The following is a 19,654-nucleotide window of genomic DNA, read 5'->3' on the forward strand; positions in this document are numbered from 1 at the left end:
ATCATCAGGAAGCGGCGGCATGATCAAGACACCCGAGTCCACCTTAGCTCAGCCGCCTGACTGTCCAAGGAATAGGGGCCACTTCTCATCAGGGAAAAGGCGTGGGGCAGGCGCTAATTCAGTATGGTCTGAATGAAATGAAAAATCGTTCTGTGACCGTAGCCATCACATATGGAGATCCATCCTTTTATTCAAAGGTGGGGTTTCGGTCACTTTCAGAAAATGTGATTCAGGCTCCGCTAAAGCTTTCAATGCCCTTTGGCTGGCTCGGCCAATCTTTAACGGGAGAGTCAATTCCAACCATTAATGAGCGTCCCGTGTGCGTTAAGGAATTCAATGATCCCGCTTATTGGTAAAGCACATAGCAATCACATACACTCGGACAGCAAAAAGCGCCGCTCTTTTCTCACTCTGCTTTTTGCTGCCGGTACTGTGAAGCGTTAGGTGACCCCTGGACGGAGGTGTCCGGCAATGCCGCGTCAGGACTCACCTCGTACTGCGGACCGGACTACGTGGAGTCACGGGTGGTTCTACCACGCCTTCTATGATGGACCGCTGGGGGAGGCACGGCGTGTTGTCGTCGATCTTGTGCCGGAGGGAGCGCGTGTACTTGACATCGCTAGCGGGACCGGTGTCTTGTGCCGCGATCTCCGTGCGGCAAAGCCGTGCAGGGTTGTCGGCGTGGAGCTATCTCGCAAGATGCTCCGTTTCGCGGAGGCTCACAAGGGGTTCGATGACATCCGGTTCACCTACGGTGATGCCACATGCCTTGATGATTCCGGACTGGGGAAGTTCGACTATGCGACAATGCTCTTTCTCCTGCACGAGCTTCCCGCCCCACAGCGCGTTCTAGCGCTTGCGGAAGCGTTGCGGCTGGCAGAGCATGTTGTGGTGGTCGATTCCCACGTTCCGTTTCCGCGGAACGCGCATGCTGCCGTCCTGCACCTCGTTGAGTCGCTGAGCGGGGCAGAGCATCACAGGTGCTTCATGGACTACTTGGCGCGTGGCGGAATCATGGGGGTCGTGTCTGAACTGGGCAGTCAGGTGTCGGTGACTCACAAGACGACGTTCTGGCATGGGTGCCGCGACGCCGTGGTCCTTGCGCGACAGGGGGCCTGAAGGAGTGGAGGGGCCACCTAACTCTTATAAGGCCCCCGGGGCGCAAGGCAAAAAATCCTCTTGGGTCACCGTCTTTTAAGAGAGGCGACGATGGAGTCCGTTCACTCTCGACGTCCTGACTTCGCTTCCAAGTGGGTGCGGAGATCGGGCTCCGCACCAAACACTTATCGAGGATCTTCACCGAGCGCTCGTCCGGTCAGAGACCGGGCGCGATCGGCGGTGCGAGCCGGGATCGACTCGCGTCCTAGAAGCTCGTTCGTGCCCTCATGCCGTCCCATTCAAGAGTCGGGCTGGAATTCTGGGAATTCTGTGGAATTCTGGAATTCTTGAATTCTTGAATTCTGGGGACACAATACGGAATTCTGCGAATTCTGGGGACACAATACGGAATATTTTGAACTCCAGTATCACGGACATGCATGTCTCCGGATTGTTCCGCCGCCCCTGGTGAACCCCACAAAGCCACTCCAGATACAAACCCCCAAAGAAACGGGGTAATTCCGTATTGTGTCCCCAGAATTACCCGTATTGTGTCCCCAGAATTAAAAAAATCGTGACTGTACCCGTTTATTCGCCGGAGTCGTTCTCTCCCCGTCAGGTGGTACAATAAACGGCTTCGGGATGCACACGGCGATGGTGGGGCATTGTGAACAGAATGGACAAGAGCACCGTGACGGCCACAAACGGATACAAGAGGATCGTTCGACTCATCTGGATCTTTTCCTGTGCCATCGGGCTTACGGGCGCCGGAGCGGAGATGTCGGCGGCGGGGGGATGCACCTCCTTTTGTCTCTGCGGGGATGGGCGGGCGATCGTCGGCAAGAATCTGGACTGGTCGATCGAGGAGGGCGTCTTATGTCTGAATCCCCGAGGTCTGCATAAAAAGGCGTTTGTGGATTCGACGGAGAGGGCGCTCGAGTGGGTCTCCACCTACGCGAGCGTCTCCTTCAATCAACTGGGACGCGAGTTCCCTCTGGGAGGGATGAACGAGGCGGGGCTCGTGGTCGAGGAACTGGCGTACTGGCCGAGTCGCTTCCCGCCGCCGGACGAACGGCCGGTCGTCAATGAACTGCAGTGGATTCAGTACCAGCTGGACGCGCACGCCTCGGTGGCGGAGGTCATCGAGCGCGGACCGGACGTCTCTCCGCGCCCCCTCTTGTTCGGACTGCATTACTTCGTCGCGGACGCTTCCGGCGACGCGGCGGTCATCGAGTTCCTGAACGGGAAACGAATCGTTCACCACGGTTCCGGCCTGCCGATCCCCGTGCTGACCAACGACACGTACAAAAACTCCGTACGTTATCTTTCCAACTTTACGGGATTCGGCGGGACACTCTCCGTGAGTGACGGGCACGAGTCACCGGAACGCTTCGTGCGGGCCGCGACGATGCTGCGGGAGTTCGAGCGCGGGCGGTCATCGACCGATCCGGTCCCCCATGCGTTCGCCATCCTGGCCTCGACGGCTCAGGAAGACACCCAGTGGAGCATCGTCTACGACGCCGGAGAGAGAACGGTGCGTTTCAGGACCGCGAGCGTTCCGGCCGAGAGGATCGTCCGCCTCGCGGCGCTCGATCCGGAATGCGACGGCCCGATCCTCGCGTTGGACCTGAGCGATCCTCGGGATGGGGACATAGGGGAGTATCTCGCGCCGTGGAGCCCGGAGGATCAGGAGCGGCTGGTCTCGGGAGTGCTCGCACGGCTCGCCGGAGAGAGGATCGTCGAAGATCGCTTGAGGGAGCGCTTTCAGAAGGCGTTGGTGAGGTACGGGAGCGTTGTCCCGCGATGCGAAGGGGTCCGATAGGGCCCATAGAGACGGAGTTCCATTCCGTTCGTTTCGAAGTGTTCTGTATAATGGCGGGCTTTTCCTTTCGGCAACGCACCGAAGGGAGCTGCCTCCCCGGCTGTTTTGCCGGAACGGGATTGTCGTGTCGGGGAAAACCGGAGTGACAATGACTCGACTCGTGAGCCGATTGCTTCTTCTGCTGGGGATCCTGGCCGCACTTTTGTTCCTCCCGGCCGGCAGATGGGATTGGCCGCAAGCCTGGGTATTTCTCCTTTCCCTCGGGGTGGTTTTCCTTCTCTACGCACTTTGGGGGACCTATAAGGATCCGGAACAGCTGCGAGAAAGAAGCCGGATAGCCCGGAATGTGAAACGCTGGGACAAGATTATTCTGGCCGTATACACCGCACTTTTACCGCCTGTATTTATTCTCGCGGGATTCGATGCGGGCCGTTTCCGATGGTCGAAGGTCCCTTTCGGCGTGCAGGTGTCGGCTTGGGCGGGACTACTCGTTTGCGTAGCGCTGATCTTCTGGACGGTGACGACGAACACCTACTTGTCCCGCCTGGCCCGCATCCAAGAAGAACGGGGACAAGTAGTGGTCACCTCGGGACCGTACCGGTATATACGCCATCCGATGTATTTGGGGATTTTGATATTTTTTCTTTGTCTGGGTCCGGCGCTGGGTTCCTGGTACACGTTGATACCGGGCCTGGCGATCGATGTTTTATTTGTCGTGAGAACGGCGAAGGAAGACGAGATGCTGCGAGAAGAGCTGGTCGGTTATGAAGACTATGCCCGGCGCGTGAGCTATCGGCTGATACCGGGAGTCTGGTAAGACGGAGAGGAGTAGGATGGCGCGCCCCGAAAAGGCGTTTCAAAAGATCGGTTTTTCGCCCTACATTCTTTCACCATTCCACTCGGGCGGCCCACTTCGATATTCATAGAGGCGATCAGGAAAGGAGCAAAGGACATGAACAAGCCGTCCGTGGTGATTCCGACGGTCATCATCGTGAACGCCTGCGTCTGGGGCCTGGCAATGGTGATGACGTCGCACAGACTCAGCGGTACCGGCGCGTATCAGGAGATCCAGCATATCCTCGCCGGCGGGGCGGCGGCTTCTTTGCTCGTGGTGGGCGGCGGATTGGGCGGTTTGGCGAAGACGATGAAGGGGAAAGAAAAGGAAGATACACGCGCCTAGAAGTGGAGAGAAAACGAAGCGAGAAGCCGAGAAGGATCCCCTCTCCCGTATATGGGAGGGGGGATTCATAATAGATAGTGATCCCGATCGCGATTGGGATTATTGCGGCGGTACGCGTGCGTGAACGGAAGAGGGCGGGATCAGCCCTCCCCCGCGAAGTGATCGAAGCCGGAGTCGATCAAAGGTTCGCCGTCGCCGCGGCGGTCGACGAGGAGGATCCCATCCTCGGCCGCCGCGGCGGCGCCGATGCGGGTGGGGACGGGAAGGCCGGCCTCGTCGAAGGCGGCGTAGACTTCCTCCTCGCGCCCCGGATCGAGCGTGAAGAGTAGTTCGAACTCCTCGCCTCCGTGGAGGGCGAAAAGCTCGCCGGGAACCTGGAGCGCCTCGGCGACGGCGAGCGCGGAGGGGAGCACGGGCAGCTCCTCCCGCTCGACCCGGAAGCCGACGCGGCTCTCCTCGGCGAGGTGGGCGACATCCGCCGAGAGGCCGTCGCTGATGTCGATCGCCGACGACGCGCCGAGCCGTGTCGCGAGAAGGCGCCCCTCCGCGATCCGCGCCTCGGGATGAAGGAAACGGAACATCGCCTCGCGGAACGCCTCCTCGGTGGATCTCTCCGGCGCCTCCCGGAGGAGAAGAATCGCCGCCGCCGGGCCTCCGAGCCTCCCGGTCACATAGAGGTCGTCCCCCTCCGCGGCGCCGGAGCGGGTGAGCACACTCTCTCCGCACGGCTCGCCGACGGCGGTGAGCGACACGCACAGATCGCTCATCGCCCGGACCGTGTCCCCTCCCACCAGGTCGCAGTCGTAGCGCTCGCATCCGCGCTTCAACCCCTCGTAGATCGAATGGATCCTGTGCGCCGGCGTCTCGGAAGGCGCGGCGAGGGCGACCGTCAACCAGCGGGGGACGCACCCCATCGCGGCGCAGTCGCTCACCGTCGCGGTGACCATCTTCTCCCCGAGCTGGTCGGGGGCGATGTGATCCACGCGGAAGTGCACCCACTCGGAGAAGGCGTCGGTGGTGATCACCAGCGTCGGCGAACCGGTCCGCAGGACCGCCGCGTCGTCGCCGATGCCGAGGAGGGTCCTCTCGCTCGTCTCCGCGAAGAGTTCGCGGAACGACGCGATCAGCCCGCGCTCGCTGAATTCCGCGGCGTTCATCGCTCGAGCCCCGCCTTTTTCTCCAGGGGATGCAGGGTCGCCGGAAGCGCCTCGACGAGGTCGCCGGCGATCATCCCCGCCTCCCCCTTCCGGCCCGCGGCGAGGTCGCCGGCGCGGCCGTGCAGCCAGACCCCGAGACGCGCCGCGTCCGCCGCGCCGAGCCCCGTCCCCAAAAGGGCGGCGACGATGCCGGTCAGCACGTCGCCGGAGCCGGCGGTCGCCATCCCCGGATTTCCGGTCGTGTTCAGCGACACGTACCCCTCCGGATCGGCGACGAGCGTCGGGTTCCCCTTGAGCACTAAAATCGCCCCCACCCTCTCCGCCCAGCGGCGGACGAAGCCGATCCGGTCCTCGACGATGGCCTCCCGCGTCGCGCCGGTCATCGCTTCCAGCTCGCCGAGGTGCGGCGTCAGAATCACCTTCGCCCGGGAGGCGCGCATGCGGTCCTCCTTGCCGGCGAGGGTGCGCAGCGCGTCGGCGTCGAAGACCACCGGCCCCTCCCAACGGGCGAGCACCTCGTCGACGAAGGCCTCCTGATCGCCGCCGCGGCCGAAACCGGGGCCGACGGCGAGGGTGTCGAAGCGCCCCGGATCGTCCAGGAAGATCCGGGCGCCCTCGCCGGTGTGCGTCCCCTCGCGGTCCGCCAGAGGGAGGGTCATCAGCTCCATCACCCTTGCCGCATAAAGGGATTGAAGCGACGAGGGGACGCCGAGCGTCACCAGCCCGGCGCCGGAGCGGAGCGCCGCTCGACCCGCCAGAAGAGGCGCGCCGGTCAGACAGGGGGAACCGCCCGCGATCAGAATCCGGCCGAAGTTCCCCTTGTGGGCGTCCCGCCGCCGGAGCCGGATGAGCGGGGAGGCGCTCTCCTCGTCGAAGAGAAAGGTCTTGGGGCCGACACGCGCGAGCGCGTCGGCGGGGATGCCGATCGGCACGGTGACGATCCGCCCGGCGTACTCTCGGCCCGGATAGAGGTAGAGCCCCTGCTTGGGACGGCAGAGAGTGACGGTCCAGTCCGCTCGCACCACGTCCCCCTCGACCGCGCCGTTCGCGCCGTTCACGCCGGAGGGGACGTCGAGCGCGACGATCATACCGGGCCACCGGTGGGTGAGGCGGATCGCCTCGGCGACGCGGCCCCGCGGCGCGCCGGCGAAACCGGTGCCGAGGAGCGCGTCCACCAGAAGATCCGCTCCGGCGATGCGCTCCGCGGCGAAGCTGTCCCGGGAATCGTCGGGAAGTTCGTGGAGCGGCACGGGAAGATCGCGAAGGAGGGCGTAGTTGACCGCCGCGTCCCCACGGAGGTCCTCGCCTCGACAGAAGAGGATCACCTCCGCTTCCTGGCCGCGGGAGGAGAGCCACCGCGCGACCACCATGCCGTCGCCGCCGTTGTTCCCCTTGCCGCAGAGGACCACGACGCGCCCCTGCGTCATGCCCACCCGCTCACGGATCGCCCGGCCCACCGCGGAGCCGGCGCACTCCATGAGGTCCAGGCTCGGGATCCCCATCTCCTCGATGGCGACCCGGTCCGTTTCGCGCATCTCCTCGGGAGAGAGAATTTCCACCGATCACCTCTTGATGGTTCGTGTAAAAAGAAAAAGGGAAGAGAAGCGCCGCGGCCGCTCTTCCCTTCCCCATCCGCAGCAGGGCGGGCTACTTGATCGATTGCCCGAGGCGGCGCCCCAGACTGATCTCCCCGTTGTCGATGCGGATGTTGTAACCGCAGTCCGGGTTGGAACACACCCACGCCTTGAACTGGATCGTCGCTCCGTCCCGCCCGTAGTCGGAAAGCGGCAAAAGCACGCCTTTGTCGCACTGCTTACAGGACGGAAAGCTCGTCGGCATCACTCCATCTCCTCCCATCACGACCTAGCCACCCCCTCGGGCAACTCGGGATCCCACCGGTCCGCGACGCCTCCTCCGCCGGGCGAAAAACCGACGCTCGGGCGGGCGCGGTGGAGCCGGTCCGTTCCCCCGGGAATGGGCTCCCGGGAAGCGAATATCCGCAGAACCGGGATGCACGGTAGCACCGGAACTGTAAGAGCGTCAACCGGTTTTTTCGACGGAACGCGCGCGGGACGGTTCGGAGTGGTAGGAGATCGGGCCGTGGGCGGGGAGGCGGACGAGCGCCCTGCCGTCCCCCACGCTCTGCTCGGCGCCCAGTTCGGCCCAGAGGCCGGCGGCGGCCCGGAGGCGTCGATCGGCACGAAGCGCCTCGCCGCCGTCGGAGAGGGAGCCGATATGGAAGCCGACCCGCACCTGCTCATCGCGGAGAGAGGTTTGGATGTGAATCGCCTTGCCGGCGCCGGCGGTCTCCAGGAAGGCGTCGAGCACGTAGTAGAGCGCCTCGAAGAGTGTGTTGGGGCGGGAGAGAACCGGAGGGAGGTCGCCCAGGCGGCGCTCGAACCAGGCGCTGCGGGCGCGGTCCTCCGGCATGCTTCGGATCACCTGCTCCACCACGTCGTTCAGGTCCACGGGCGACCAGTCTTCGCGGATCTCCGCCGTGTCTTCGCCGGAGAGCAGCTGCCGCCGGAGGTCCTCCAGCAGGCGGCCCGTGTCGTGCTGGACCGATCCGGAGTCCTCCAGAAGGAAGGGGAGGGCCACCACTTTTTCGAAGCGGTGGATTTCCTCGCGCGCCTTCCCGCGATCCTCCTCGGAGAGGTCGCCGTCCTGAAGAAGACGATAGAGACCGAGGAGGGCGGCCAGATCCTCCCGATACCCGCCGAGGATCTCCAGGTTCTCGGTGATCCGGCCGAGCAGTTCCTCCGGCGGGAGTAGCCGGGTGCGGTCGACCACGGGCTCGGGCGGCTTGCGGGCGGGAGCGCGAGGGGGAGGAGCGTCCTCGCCGCGGATGCCGCGCAACGGCCGGCCCATCTCGCCGAGAAAACGCTCGACCTCGTGGCGGAACTCGACGGCGATATGCTCGTCCCGGGACATCGCCCGCCGGCCCGGCCGGAGCAGCAGGTAGATCAACACGGAGTTGACCAGCCCGCCGAAGACGAGCACCACCGCCGCGGCGCTCCCCTGGTCGGGAATTCCGACGCCGAAGACGACCGAGCCGAGCGCCGCCGCGGTGACCAGCACGGCCACGGCGACCAAGAAAATGCGGAACCCGTTCTTGGACATGGAGTTCCCCCATCGACCCGGCCAAAAAACGCACCTCCGGCCGCGGTCTCTCTCCCCAATGATCGGTCAAGAACACGCGCAACTTGAACTTAAGAAGCCGCGGCGGGGACGGATCGCTCCGCGCGGGGGAGACGGGGAAATCGGCTTGCAACCCCGGCCGGGCGCGGATAGTTTCGACGAAAAGGAGACCATCCGAGGCGGAGAGGAGACGAAAGACGGTGGCGGCGGCGGCCCGGAAAGAGAGCGCGATGGAATCCGGCGAAGGTCGCGCCCGCGGTCTCCGGCGCTACGCGCCCCTTCTTCTCTTTTTATTTCTTTACGCGGTTTTGGTCTTCCTGTTCCGCGGTTTCGTCATCGACGACAGCTACATCACCTTCCGCGACGCCGACAACATCGCCCGCGGCGGCGCGCCCAGTTTCAACGCGGACGACGCGGTCCCCGTCGAGGGATACACCAGCTTCCTCTGGGTCGCCCTCTCCGCGGCGGCGATCCGGTGCGGGATCGATCCTCTGGCGGCGGCGAGGGCGATCGCGGTCGCCGCCTGCGCGAAGGGGCGGGCCGCGCGGTCCGTGAATGCGCGACGGCCCTTCTTCCCTTTCTCGCCCTCTACCTCCCGTATTTCATTTGGCGCTTTTCGACCTACGATCTTCCCTTTCCGAACAGTTACTATGCAAAGAGAATCGCTCACGCCGGCGTTCCCTATCTGAGGGAGCGGGCGATCCATCTGGGCCCGATCCTCCTCCTCGCCGCGGCGGCCCTCATTCCGCGGATCGCGCGGCGGAGCGTCCCCCGCTGGGGCGTCCTTCTCTGGGCGATGGCGCTCACGGCGGCGCCGGTCCTCTGGAACATGCTCACGGTGATGGCGTGGGACTGGAGGCTCGTGCTGCACCTGCAACCGCTTTTCTATCTGCTCGCCGCCTCGCCGATCGCGGCGATCGCTTCCGGCGGCGGCCGTGCTCGCCGCGGTACTCCTCCTCTGGGCTCTTCATCCGGAACGTCTCCCGTCGCGGATCGAGCAAGCCCACCGGATCGGCGAGGGGCTGCGCGCCGCCCATCTCCGGATCGGACGGTGGCTCCGCGAAGACTTTCCGCCGGAGACGGTGATCGCCGTTCTGGACACCGGGGCGATCCCCTACGTCTCTCGGCTCCATGCGATCGACATCGCCAACGTGCCTCTGAACAACCGGAGACTGGCGATGGGGGAATACACGCGGGTCGATTTCTGGAAGGACGATCCGGACCTGATCATCGTGCGCGAGGACGCCGAGGGGCGGCTCGCCTTCCATCCGGTCCGCAAGGTGCTGATTGAGGACGCCGTCCGGAAGAACTACCGCGGGATCCGCCACGCCAAATACGGCGAGGATTACTTCCTCACCGTCCTCGCCAAGCCGGATGCGATCCCCAGAAAACCCTGAACCGAGAGAAGAGACCCCGCGGACCGCGAGCCGGAACCGCGGCGGGAAGTTCGTGCGGGATCCCGCCTAGGTCTTCTGCTCCTTCTTCTTCGCCGCCGGGAAGAGGATGTTGTTCAGGATCAGGCGGTAGCCGGGGGAATTGCGATGGAGGGAGAGGTCGGTGGGCGGGTCGCCCACAGCGTGTTGGTAGTCCTCCGGGTCGTGGCCGCCCAGGAAGGAAAAGGTGCCGCGGCCGAAATTGCCGTGCAGATATTTGATTTCGTCGCTCCCCTCCTTCTCGCCGAGCACGACCACTTCCTTCTTGACGGTGGAACGCCGGAAAGCGGTGGTCTGCCCCAGAAATCCCTTCACCACCGAAACATGACACTGGGTGAGCATGGAGGCGATCGGGTCGTGCTTGGCGGAGAACTCGAAGAGGGTGAAGTAATCCCGCTCCGGATCGGCCTGGGCGTAGTTGGAGACGTCGATGTCGGAGTATTCGTAGACGAGCGGGTTCATGACGAGACGGAAGTTTTCGAAGGCGAGGGTCTCCGAGAAATCGAGCTTCGCCTGGGCGTTGGGGTCGGGCGGATCGCCGTCGTACATGACGTCGCAGATGTCGGTCTTCCACGCCGCGAGGGCGATGTCGTAGGTGTCGGTGGCGGAGCACATGGAGAAGAGAAAGCCCCCCCGGGAGATGAAGTTCCGGATCTTCCGCGCCACCGCCTTCTTGTGCTCGGAGACCTTGTCGAAACCCGCCTCGCGGGCGCGGCTTTCGTAGAGCGCCTGCTGCCGGCGGTACCAGTCCGTGTTCTGGAAGCTGGCGTAGAACTTGCCGTACTGGCCGGTGAAGTCCTCGTGGTGCAGGTGGAGCCAGTCGTATTTCTCCAGCTCGCCCGCGAGCACCTCGTCGTCCCAGAGGGTGGAATAGGGGATCTCGGCGTAGGTGAGCGCCAGAGTGACCGCGTCGTCCCAGGGCTGTTTGTTCGGCGGCGTGTAGATCGCCACCTTGGGCGCCTTCTCGAGGAGCACGGCGGCCATGTTCTCCCCTTCGATGCGATCGAGAATCCGCGTTCGTTCCGCCGCGGAGATCTCTTCGATCCGGACCCCCTGCAGGCGCGCCCGGTTCTCCAGGAAAGCGCCCCCCTCCATCAGAAAGGAGCCGGCCCGATAGTTGAGAAGCCACTGGATTTTCACGCCCTGTTCGAGCGCCCAGTAGGCGACGCCGTACGCCTTCAGGTGGTCCGTCTGTGCCAGATCCATCGGGACGAGCCAGATTTCGGCGCGGGCGGGGGCGGCGAGCGCCAGGAGAATCGCGGCCGCTACGATCGCTTTGCGTTTAAATCTCATTTCGTCCCTCCGCCTTCGCCCTCTTGCGACGCACCTCCTCGGCGAGAATGCTGTTCGGATAGTCCACCAAGAAACGCTCGTACTGGGCGACGCCGGCGGTCAGGTCGCCGAGCCTTTCGGCGAGGATGTCGCCGATCCGCATCCGTGCGCGGTGCGCGAGGCGCGCCTCGGGGTACTCGCCGATCAGTTCCTCCAGGATCCGGATCGCGTCCCGGTAGCGGCCCTCCTCCTCCTCGATCCGCGCGAGCTGCCAGGTCAGCTCGTCCCGCAGGTTCGATAGGAGTAGCGTACCGAGCATCTCCTCGATCCGCGTCCGCGCCTCTTCGTAGCGTCTGTTCTCCATCAGCAGGAGGCACTCGGCGTAGGCGCGGAGCGGTCCGTCGCCGGCGTCCCGATTGTCGCCGATGAAAATCGACGCCTCGATGGCGTCGTTCAGGTACGCGCCGAGCGGATAGAGATCGATCACCCGGCGGTACTCGACGAGGGCGCCTTCGAAATCGCCGGAGAGGAAGAGGGTCCGCCCCTTCTCGAAGATCGCCCGCTCGCGGATCTCGTCGCTCCCGCCGAGCCGCTCCAACGCCTCGTACTCCGCCAGCGCCCCGGCGAAACCGCCCGAGAGACGGTGCGCCCCGGCGAGAGCGAAACGGATCTCCGTCTCCCCTTCCCCCGGCTCGGCTCCCTCCAGAAGCGCCTGCAGGATCGGGACGGCGCGCTCCGGCTCGCCCAGGTCCTCGGCGTAGACCGCCGCCTGCTCGAATCGCGCCCGTCGCGCCTCGCGGGCGTTGCGCGTTTCCCCGGCGATTCTCTCGTAGGTGCCGACCGCCTTTTCCGGGCTCCCCATGCTCCTCTGCACGCGGCCGAGAAGGAAGAGCGCTTCGAGCAGCGTGGAGGGGCGGTCGCAGCGGTTCACCGTCGCGTCCAGGGCGCGGGCCGCCTCTTCGTAGCATTCTCCCTTTACCGCGCCGCGAGCGAAGGAGAGAAGGTAGGCGCCGCAGCGCGGCTGCGCTCTCTCCAACTCCTCGTACTCGGCGAGCGCCGGCCCGCAGGCCCCCTCGTCCATGTAGCACGCGGCGAGCACTTCCCGGAGGGCGGCCCGCGAAGGGATCGAGTCGAGAAGGGCCCGCATCGTGTCGATGGGGTAGCGCGCGACGAGGCCGTTCCCCCGCAGCTCGCGGAGCCGGCGCAATCCCTCGGCCCCCTTCATCGCGTCCGTCGCCACGGCGCGGACGCACTCGCGCGCCGCCGCGGGTCCGTCGCCGGTGAGATCGTAGAGGTACGCCAGCTCGGCGGCGAAGAGATAGCCGCCGGCGAGCGCCGCGCGGCCCTCGCGGAGGATGGCGATCGCGTCGATCAACATCCTCCTCTCCGACATGCGGCGGGCGAGCTCCCGGTATCCGTCTTCGGGATTCTCGAAGAGGGGGAGCGCGGCGCGCCACGCGGCGACGGCGCCGGAGGGATCGCCGGCCGCGGAGCGCACGTCGCCCAACAGAAGGGCGATCTCCGCGTCTTCGGGCGAGAGGGCCGACCGCGCCTTCACGCCGTCCTCCAAGCCCTCCAATTGATAGGCGGCGATCCTGGCCCGGACGAATCCGATGAAGGCGTCCCTGTTGCCGGGCCGCTGCTCGAGAAGATCCGCGTAGATCCGCGCGGCCCTCTCCGCGTCCGCCCGGCGGAGCAAACGGCCCGCCTCTTCCATCTGACGCTGGTAACGGGCGTCATCGTTCCGGTCGGGCGGATCCGCCGCCGAGACCCGGGCGGCGAACAGGAGAAGCGCCGCGAAGGCCGCCGCCGCGAATACCTTCCCCCATCCGCCGGAGTCCGCGGATCGCCTCGCCTTCATGAATCCTTTTCCTTTCAACGATTCGCCCCCCGGACCGAATCGGCTCTTGCCCGCGCGAGCCGCTCCCCCTCCCGGTCGCCCCGCGTCGCCAGAAGATCGGCGAGGTGATCGCACGCCTCCGCCACCGCCATCCAATCGTAGTGCGGCGTCGTCTCCACGGCGCGGCGAAAGGCGCGCTCCGCTTCGTCGGTCCGGCCGAGCCGGGCGAGGATGAGCCCGCGGGTGTCCTCCGCGTAACCGATTTCCCTTTCACCGGCGTGCCGGACCGCCCGTTCCGCCCAAAGAAGCGCCTCCCGCGGATCCCTCCCCTGGGAGACGTAGAGATAGGCGAGGGCGTTCGCCGGACCGGCGAGCGCGCTGTCCGCGCGGGCGGCTCTCTCCAGCTCCTTCTCCGCCTCGCCGGGGCGTCCGAGCCGGATAAGGGCGAGGCCGCTTTTATAGGCGAGCGACGCGTCCGTCGGGTCGCGCTCCGCCCCCTCGCGAAAAACGGTGAGCGCCTCCTCGAGCCGCCCGGAGAGTTCCAGCGCGTCGCCCAATTCTTCATATCGGTCGAATCCTCCGGGGCGCGTCCGGCGAAGCCGCTCCAGCGCCTCCGCCTGCCCGGAATGATCGCCCAATCGGTTGTATCCCGCGGCCGCGCCGACGAGCGCCGTGCTGTCCCCGTCCCCCGCGTCCATCGCGTCGCGATACGCCTCCGCCGCCTCGTCGCGCCGCCCGTCGACCAAGAGGGCGTTCCCGAGGTTGAGCCAATCCCCCGCCCGTCCCTCCGCGCGCTCGGCGAGGAGGCGGTACTCCCGGCAGGCACGCTCGTGCTCTCCCCAGGCGAGGAGAAGGTCCGCCAGGTCCCGGCGGGCCGGCGCGTAATCCGGATCGACGGCGAGGGATCGCTCCAGCTCCGCCACCGCCGCCGCCGTGTCTCCCGACGCGGCGATCCCTTGGCCGAGGGCGAGATGCGTCTCTCGAAGCCCCCGCCCCGCCTCGGCGATCCGCGCCGCCACGCCCGCCATCCCCTCCCCGTCGCCGACGGTCCGGTAGTGATCGTACCAGCGGGAGAGGTAGGATACGGCGAAGCGCCGCGCCGTGTAGTCGCGCCGCGCGTCGAAGCCCTCCTTGTGGAAACGCTCGAGCCGCGTCGGCGCCGGCGTCTCCCCTTCCTCGAGAAAACGGTAGAGAGGACCGACCGAGACGAGGCGCTTTCCGGCGATCGGGTCGCGGGTGAAGCGCGTGACGGAGTAGACCGGGCGGCCGGAGGCGACGAGTTTCTCCACGGCGCGATCCCGAACCTCCCGCGTGACCGCTCCGCCCTCGGGGGCGAAACGCCCGGCTCCGATGTTCAGGTCCCGGTCGAGGAGCGTCACGTCCTCACGCTTCCCCTCGATCCTTTGCTCATAAAAGAGAAGGAAGGTGGCGTTGTCCCCCTCGGTGAGAAGGACGGCGCCGGGGCCGCAGGCGTCGAGCATCGCCCGGCCGGCGTCCGCGCCGAGCGTGAATCCGCGCGCGTCGGCGGAGCGGATGTTCCAGAGAAGGACCGGAACGAGGAGGAGGCCGAGGGCCGGCGAGAGGCGGGGAGCCGCTTCCTCGATTCGTAGCGCGATCCGGTGAACGGCGGGCGCGGCGACGGCGAAACCGAGAAGAATCGCCGGGAGGTAGAAGACCGTCGCGATCGATCCGTCCCGCGCGTCCACGCCGTGGTTCAACAGGAGCAGCAATCCGAGGGAGAAGAGGGCGAAGTGGATCGTCGTCGCGCGCGCCTCCCGGGAGCCGCCGCGCCAGGCGAGGATCGCGCCGAAGGGGAGAAGGATCGCCGCGGGGAGCATCTCCCGCAGGAAAAGACGGATCAGGAAGAGGATCTGGCCGGCGAAGAGCGTGAGGGATCGCGGGTGCGCCGAAAGGTCGCCGTACTGGGCGCGGGTCACGTGGGCGATCCACGCGGCGATGTCGTTCGGCTTCCTCCAGGCGAACAGCTCCGGCCCGTCCGGCCGCGCGAGAAGGAAGAGGTAGAGCGAAAGGCCGCCCGCGAGGGCCGCGGCGGAACGAGCCGCGGAGGCGGCGCTCCAGGCGCGCCGGCGCGCGTAGAGATAGACCAGTCCGGGCGCGAGAAGCAGGATCGTCTGGTGGTTGGCGGCGGCGAGACCGAGGAGAAAGAAGACGGCCGAGGGGCGGACGTTCCTTCCCGAAAGGAAGAGAAGGAGCGCCAGTGCGGCGAGGTTCGGCGCGTACACCTCCGCCTTCACTCCCTCCGACCAGGCGGTGAGGGAGAAGGAGAAGAGGAGCGCGACGAGAACCGCCGTGACCGTTTCGGCTCGACGGGAGAGCGCGCTCTCCCCGCCCGGAGCGCGCCCCCGCGCGAGCAGGTCGCGGAGCGCGAGAGTGAAGAGCGACGCGGCGGCGCCGGCGGCGATCGCCGAAAGTAGATTGAGACGAAAAGCGACCGTCCCGAAGGGGAGGAACGACGCCAACCGCCCGAGGAGAACGTAAAGAGGATAGCCGGGCGGATGGGCCACGCCGAGGGTCGCCGCGGCGGTGATCAGTTCCCCCGAATCGCCCAGGTAGACCGTCGGGCAGAGGGTGACGAGATAGACCAGAAAGACGGCGGCGCCGACGGCGAGGGCGATCATGGAGCGCCCCTCCGCTCCTCGAGGGCACGGAAGTAGGCGCGGATCAGCTCCTCGTACTCGGGCGGCGAGACGAAACCGTCCTCACGGAAGGGATCGTCCCGCATCTCTTCGAGCTCGCGTCCCACCGGGCCGCGCGGGCCGGGCGTCTCGCGGGCCGCCGCCTCCCCAGCCGTCTCGGAGCGCCGGAGTTTCCGGTAACCGCGCTCGCGAAGGGAACGCTGCGCGTCGAGCATCCGGGAGAGGATCCTCTCCTGCCGCTCCCTCGTCTCCGGCGAGAGGTCCGCGTTCTCCAGCTCTTGCTCCACCTTTCGCATCTCCTCGGTGATCTCGTCGAGGCGCCCCGCCAGATCGCCCCCCTCCTCCACCTCCTGCATCAGATCCTCCATCCCCTTGCGGACCGCCTGCTGCTCCGCCGCCATGCGCGAGAGCTGCGCCCTTTCCTGCATCGACAGGGAGGTCGGGTTCGCCGAGGGAGTGGGGAGCTGTTGGCTCGCGTCGTTCAACTGCCTCTGCCTCTCCGTCATCTGCTGCATGCGCGGCATCCCGCCCTGGCCGCTCGGGTTCTGACAGGAGGCGCTGTGGCTCTCCATCGATCGGAGCAGCTCGACGACGGAGCGGTTCATGTGGAGCATCGCCTCCCGTCCGCTGTTGTTCGCGAGGCTCAGGTTCCCCTGCTCGATCTCGCCGATCGCGCCCTCGGCGTGCCGGCGCGCGCGGCGGAGAAGATCGAGCACCTGCGACGAGAGGAGAGGCACGTCGCGCCCGACGTCGCGCACCTTCTCCATCACGCGGCCGATCCCGGAGACCACGTCCTGCTGACGCTCCGCCAGGGAGCGCCGCGCGTCCATCGGCGAGCGCCGGCTCCATTCGTCTCCGCCGAGAATCTCCTCCTGGCGCTTCGAGAGATAGAGGAGGTCCTGCACGCTCTCGCCGAATGCGGCGCTCGATTTCTGTTTGGAACAGGAACAGATGCTGTCCACCGTCTCGCGGAGACGGAAGGAGAGATCGAAGAGGTCCTTTTCGGCCTGCTTCTGCGCCGACGTCGCCTCCGTCCCGTCCTGATCGCGCATCTCGTCGGAGGCGCGGTCCATCTTCTCGCCGATTCGCCGCTCCTTCGTCTCCCGGCTCGCCTCCTTCATCTCCTCGGAGAGCTGGTCCCCCCGCTCGGCGCTTCTCTCGGCGAGTTCCTCCATCTCGCCGCTCATCTTCTCGAAATCCTCCTTGAGCGCCTCCTGCTCCTCGGCGAGCCGCTCCAGTTCCTCCCCTTCGGCGCTCTCGGTCCGCTCGCGCAGCTCCCTCTGCTTCTCCGCCATCTGGCGAAGCCCCTCGGCGAGGGCGTCCATGTCCTGGAGATCCTTGAAGCGTTTCAGCGCATCGATGGCCCGATCGAGCTGCTCCAGAAAATCCTCCTGGGAGAGTTCCAGATTCTCCATCGCCCGGTCGAGTTCCTCCCGGTCGAGGCTCTCCATCGCCTTTTGCATCTCCCGAAGCGCCTCGCGCATCTCGTCGGTCGCCACCTCCTCGAGAAGGCGGGAGAGCTCCATCATCCGCTCCACCGTCTCGGGCGTGATCAGCCGGTCCGTCTCGAGCCGCTCCGTCGCCCGATCGATCTCCGCCGCCGCCTCCCGGAGCGCCTCCTCGATCTCCTTCTGCTTCCGGAGGGCGTTCTCGATCTTCTGTTTCTCGTCCCAGGAGACGTTTTCGCTCTCCTTGATTTCGCGGGCCAGCTCGTCCAGCTTCTCCTCCAACGAACGGCTCTCGGTGTAGATCTCCTCCAGGTCCTCGATCTCCTCCTCCTGCCCGCCGGTGACCTCCGCGAAGATCTCCGCCAGCGAAGGCATGCGGAGGGTGAATGTGCGGCTCACGCCCCGCTTGGGACCGCTCACCGCGTCGTTGTCCCACGCCTCGAGGCGGTAGCGGATCGTCTCCTGCGGAAGGAGCGGCTCGCCGGAAAGGTCCCATTCGCGTCCCCGCTCCACCCGGGCGATCCGGTGCTCGGTGGCGAAAAGGCTCTCCCGGCTCTCTTCGCCCTCGTTCTTCCACCAGACCAGGTCGACGCGGGAGACGCCGAAGTCGTCGAGGGCGGCGAAATCGAGGGGCACCTTCATCTCGCGGTCCAGCTCGATGTCCTCGCCGGGACGGACCACGCGAACGAAGGGCTTCTCGTCTTCCACCGGGACGACCTCGTAACGGATCGGGTCCTCGTTGCGGTTCCCCCGCCCGTCGACGAGAACGATCGTGTAGGCGAAGGGCTCTTCAACCGTAAACGATCCGGCGAGGGAGTCGCCGGCCACGCGGAGCGGGAGCGCCTCTCCGCCCTCGATCTCCATGCGCGCCTCCCGGACCGGTCCGCGGACGCGCCCCTCCAGGATCACCTCGGTGCCGACGAGCGCCCGGACGTTTCCGTGGTTCTCGTCGATCCGCTCCTCGGCGAGACCGGCGTACGCGGGGCGGCGGAGGCGGTAGGCGATCCCGGCGAGCACCGGCGGGCGGACCAGGGTGATCCGGAAGAGGGGGCTCTCGCCGCCGTCGAAACGAATCCGGTAAAAAGCGTCCCGCTCCACCGCCGGGATCCGCCCTTCGAAGAGGCGGCCCGTCGCGGCGGCGCGCTCGCCCATCGGATAGACGCTCCAGCTCTCTCCCCCGTCGGGGCGGACGAAGAGGCGCGCGTCGCCGCCGTCGTAGCGGTCGAACCGCGCCTCCACGGCGACCTCCTCCCCCTCGCGGACGTCGCAGTCCCCCGGCGCGACGCGGAGCCCCATCTCGGCGAGGATCTTCTTCGCGTCGAAGGGGCCGATGGATCGAAAGACGACGCCGGTTCTGTCCGGTAAAAGGAAAAGGAGCGCGGCCGTCGCGGCCGCCGCGAAGGGGAGGATCGGCAGGGCGCGCCGGAGCCGCTCCCAGCCGACCACCCGGCGCCGACGAATCGCCGCGGAGTCGCGGAGCGCCCGGTCGATCAGCGCGCCGACCAGCGGGAGGGAGTAGCCGTGGGCGGCCAGATCGCCGCGCCCGCCGAGGTCGAGGGCGCCGCGAATGAGATCCCCCCGCAGCTCCGGCGCCGAGTGTTCCGCCTCGGCGGCGATCCGGTCGAGACGCGGGCGGCCGCGGACGAGGGCGCCGGCACCGACCGACGCGGCGAGGAGAAGGAGACCGAGGGAGCCGGTGGCGAGGGCGTGGCGCGCCGGCGGCGGGAGAGGGGCGAAGCCGATCAACACGTTCAGCGCCAGCAGGGCGGCGGCGACGCCGGCGAGCCTGAGGAGCAGCACCGCCGCCTCCATGGCGACGAGGCCGCGCCGCAGGCGGGTCAGCTTCGTCCGCAGCATCCGATAGGCGCGATCGTTTTCCATCGTCCCCTCTCTAATGGCTCACCGAGTAGGTCACGATGTTGATCGCCATCCGAAGCGCCGCCTCCCGCTTCTCCGGCGGATCCTTGTGCACGTCCTCGTCCTCGAGCCCGTCGCCGATGTCCGTCTCATAGGTATAAAAAACAACGAGCCTCCCGTCGTGAAAGATCCCGTACCCCCGGGGGAATTTGCCGTCGTGCTCGTGGATCTTGGGGAGCCCCTCCGGGAAATCATAGAAGCAATGGTAGATCGGATGGTCGAAGGGAAGCTCCACCATCTCCGCTTCGGGAAAGACCGCGCGGATCTCGCGGCGGAAGTGTTCGTCCATCCCGTAGTTGTCGTCCGCCCACAGAAAACCGCCGTGGACGAGATGGTAACGGAGGCGTTCCGCTTCGAACGGGGAGAAACGGATTTGGCCGTGGCCGGTCATGTAGAGGAAGGGATGGCGGAAAAGCTCCTCGTCCGCGATCTCCACGCGCGCTTCCCGGGACTGGACGATCAGGCCGGTCCTCTCCCGGAGTCCGCTCAGCAGATTCGGCAGCGACGTGGGATCGGAGTACCAGTCGCCGCCGCCGCCGTAGCGGATCCGGGCGACGGTGAAACCCGCCTCCTCGTCACGGGCGTCGCCGAGAGCGCACGGCGCGGCCGCGAGAAGGAGAAGGAGCGCCGCCGCCGCGGACAACGCGATCCGTCCCGCGCGCGGGCGCGATCGGTTCGTGAGACTCACCGGT

15 protein-coding genes are annotated in these 19,654 nt (G+C 66.5%); 6 read left to right on the forward strand and 9 right to left on the reverse strand.

The genetic code is table 11. The annotated features are described in order from the left end of the window. The first annotated feature begins 471 nt into the window (after positions 1-471). From JW958_02565 to JW958_02580, 4 genes are all read left to right on the forward strand, one after another. Complete coding sequence (locus tag JW958_02565; protein ID MBN1825120.1) at positions 472-1,119, forward strand: class I SAM-dependent methyltransferase; 648 nt, start codon at positions 472-474, stop codon at positions 1,117-1,119. 646 nt (positions 1,120-1,765) lie between these two features. After that, positions 1,766-2,920 carry a linear amide C-N hydrolase gene (locus JW958_02570; protein ID MBN1825121.1) on the forward strand — a complete coding sequence of 385 codons (1,155 nt, stop codon included), beginning with the start codon at positions 1,766-1,768 and terminating at the stop codon, positions 2,918-2,920. A gap of 148 nt (positions 2,921-3,068) precedes the next feature. Then, positions 3,069-3,737, forward strand: coding sequence for an isoprenylcysteine carboxylmethyltransferase family protein (locus JW958_02575; GenBank protein MBN1825122.1), 669 nt, complete (start codon positions 3,069-3,071; stop codon positions 3,735-3,737). Between the two features lie 135 nt (positions 3,738-3,872). Beyond that, positions 3,873-4,100 carry a hypothetical protein gene (locus tag JW958_02580; protein ID MBN1825123.1) on the forward strand — a complete coding sequence of 76 codons (228 nt, stop codon included), beginning with the start codon at positions 3,873-3,875 and terminating at the stop codon, positions 4,098-4,100. A gap of 140 nt (positions 4,101-4,240) precedes the next feature. Here JW958_02580 and thiL read toward each other — a convergent pair whose 3' ends face one another. The 4 genes from thiL to JW958_02600 all read right to left on the reverse strand — a co-directional run bounded on the left by thiL (position 4,241) and on the right by JW958_02600 (position 8,377). Continuing rightward, the gene (gene thiL, locus JW958_02585; GenBank protein ID MBN1825124.1) at positions 4,241-5,257 is read right to left on the reverse strand and encodes a thiamine-phosphate kinase; all 1,017 of its coding nucleotides are present in this window, start codon (positions 5,255-5,257) and stop codon (positions 4,241-4,243) included. Next, positions 5,254-6,816, reverse strand: a complete 1,563-nt coding sequence (locus JW958_02590) for an NAD(P)H-hydrate dehydratase (protein MBN1825125.1) — start codon at positions 6,814-6,816, stop codon at positions 5,254-5,256. The genes thiL and JW958_02590 overlap by 4 nt, the downstream gene beginning before the upstream one ends. Before the next feature lie 88 nt (positions 6,817-6,904). Continuing rightward, on the reverse strand, positions 6,905-7,099 hold the full coding sequence (locus JW958_02595) for a hypothetical protein (protein ID MBN1825126.1): 195 nt from the start codon (positions 7,097-7,099) through the stop codon (positions 6,905-6,907). Between the two features lie 198 nt (positions 7,100-7,297). Next, on the reverse strand, positions 7,298-8,377 hold the full coding sequence (locus JW958_02600; GenBank protein MBN1825127.1) for a hypothetical protein: 1,080 nt from the start codon (positions 8,375-8,377) through the stop codon (positions 7,298-7,300). Positions 8,378-8,625: 248 nt separating this feature from the next. On the opposite strand from JW958_02600, the gene JW958_02605 reads away from it, so the two are divergent. Next, positions 8,626-9,084 carry a hypothetical protein gene (locus tag JW958_02605; protein ID MBN1825128.1) on the forward strand — a complete coding sequence of 153 codons (459 nt, stop codon included), beginning with the start codon at positions 8,626-8,628 and terminating at the stop codon, positions 9,082-9,084. 246 nt (positions 9,085-9,330) lie between these two features. Continuing rightward, complete coding sequence (locus JW958_02610) at positions 9,331-9,792, forward strand: hypothetical protein (protein MBN1825129.1); 462 nt, start codon at positions 9,331-9,333, stop codon at positions 9,790-9,792. A 66-nt stretch (positions 9,793-9,858) separates the two neighbouring features. On the opposite strand, the gene JW958_02615 is transcribed toward JW958_02610, so the two are convergent. From JW958_02615 to JW958_02635, 5 genes are read right to left on the reverse strand one after another with little or no spacing between them, the layout of a single operon-like run. Beyond that, complete coding sequence (locus tag JW958_02615; protein MBN1825130.1) at positions 9,859-11,100, reverse strand: asparagine synthetase B; 1,242 nt, start codon at positions 11,098-11,100, stop codon at positions 9,859-9,861. A 10-nt stretch (positions 11,101-11,110) separates the two neighbouring features. Beyond that, a complete protein-coding gene (locus JW958_02620) occupies positions 11,111-12,961 on the reverse strand; it encodes a tetratricopeptide repeat protein (GenBank protein ID MBN1825131.1) in 1,851 nt (616 codons plus the stop codon). Positions 12,962-12,975: 14 nt separating this feature from the next. Beyond that, positions 12,976-15,579 (reverse strand): DUF2723 domain-containing protein, encoded by a 2,604-nt coding sequence (locus JW958_02625; protein ID MBN1825132.1) that lies wholly within the window; start codon positions 15,577-15,579, stop codon positions 12,976-12,978. Next, positions 15,576-18,926 (reverse strand): hypothetical protein, encoded by a 3,351-nt coding sequence (locus JW958_02630; GenBank protein ID MBN1825133.1) that lies wholly within the window; start codon positions 18,924-18,926, stop codon positions 15,576-15,578. The genes JW958_02625 and JW958_02630 overlap by 4 nt, the downstream gene beginning before the upstream one ends. A 10-nt stretch (positions 18,927-18,936) precedes the next feature. Next, positions 18,937-19,605, reverse strand: coding sequence for a DUF4159 domain-containing protein (locus tag JW958_02635; GenBank protein ID MBN1825134.1), 669 nt, complete (start codon positions 19,603-19,605; stop codon positions 18,937-18,939). Between the last annotated feature and the right edge of the window lie 49 nt (positions 19,606-19,654).

The organism is Candidatus Eisenbacteria bacterium (genome assembly GCA_016930695.1).
Lineage (GTDB): Bacteria > Orphanbacterota > Orphanbacteria > Orphanbacterales > Orphanbacteraceae > JAFGGD01.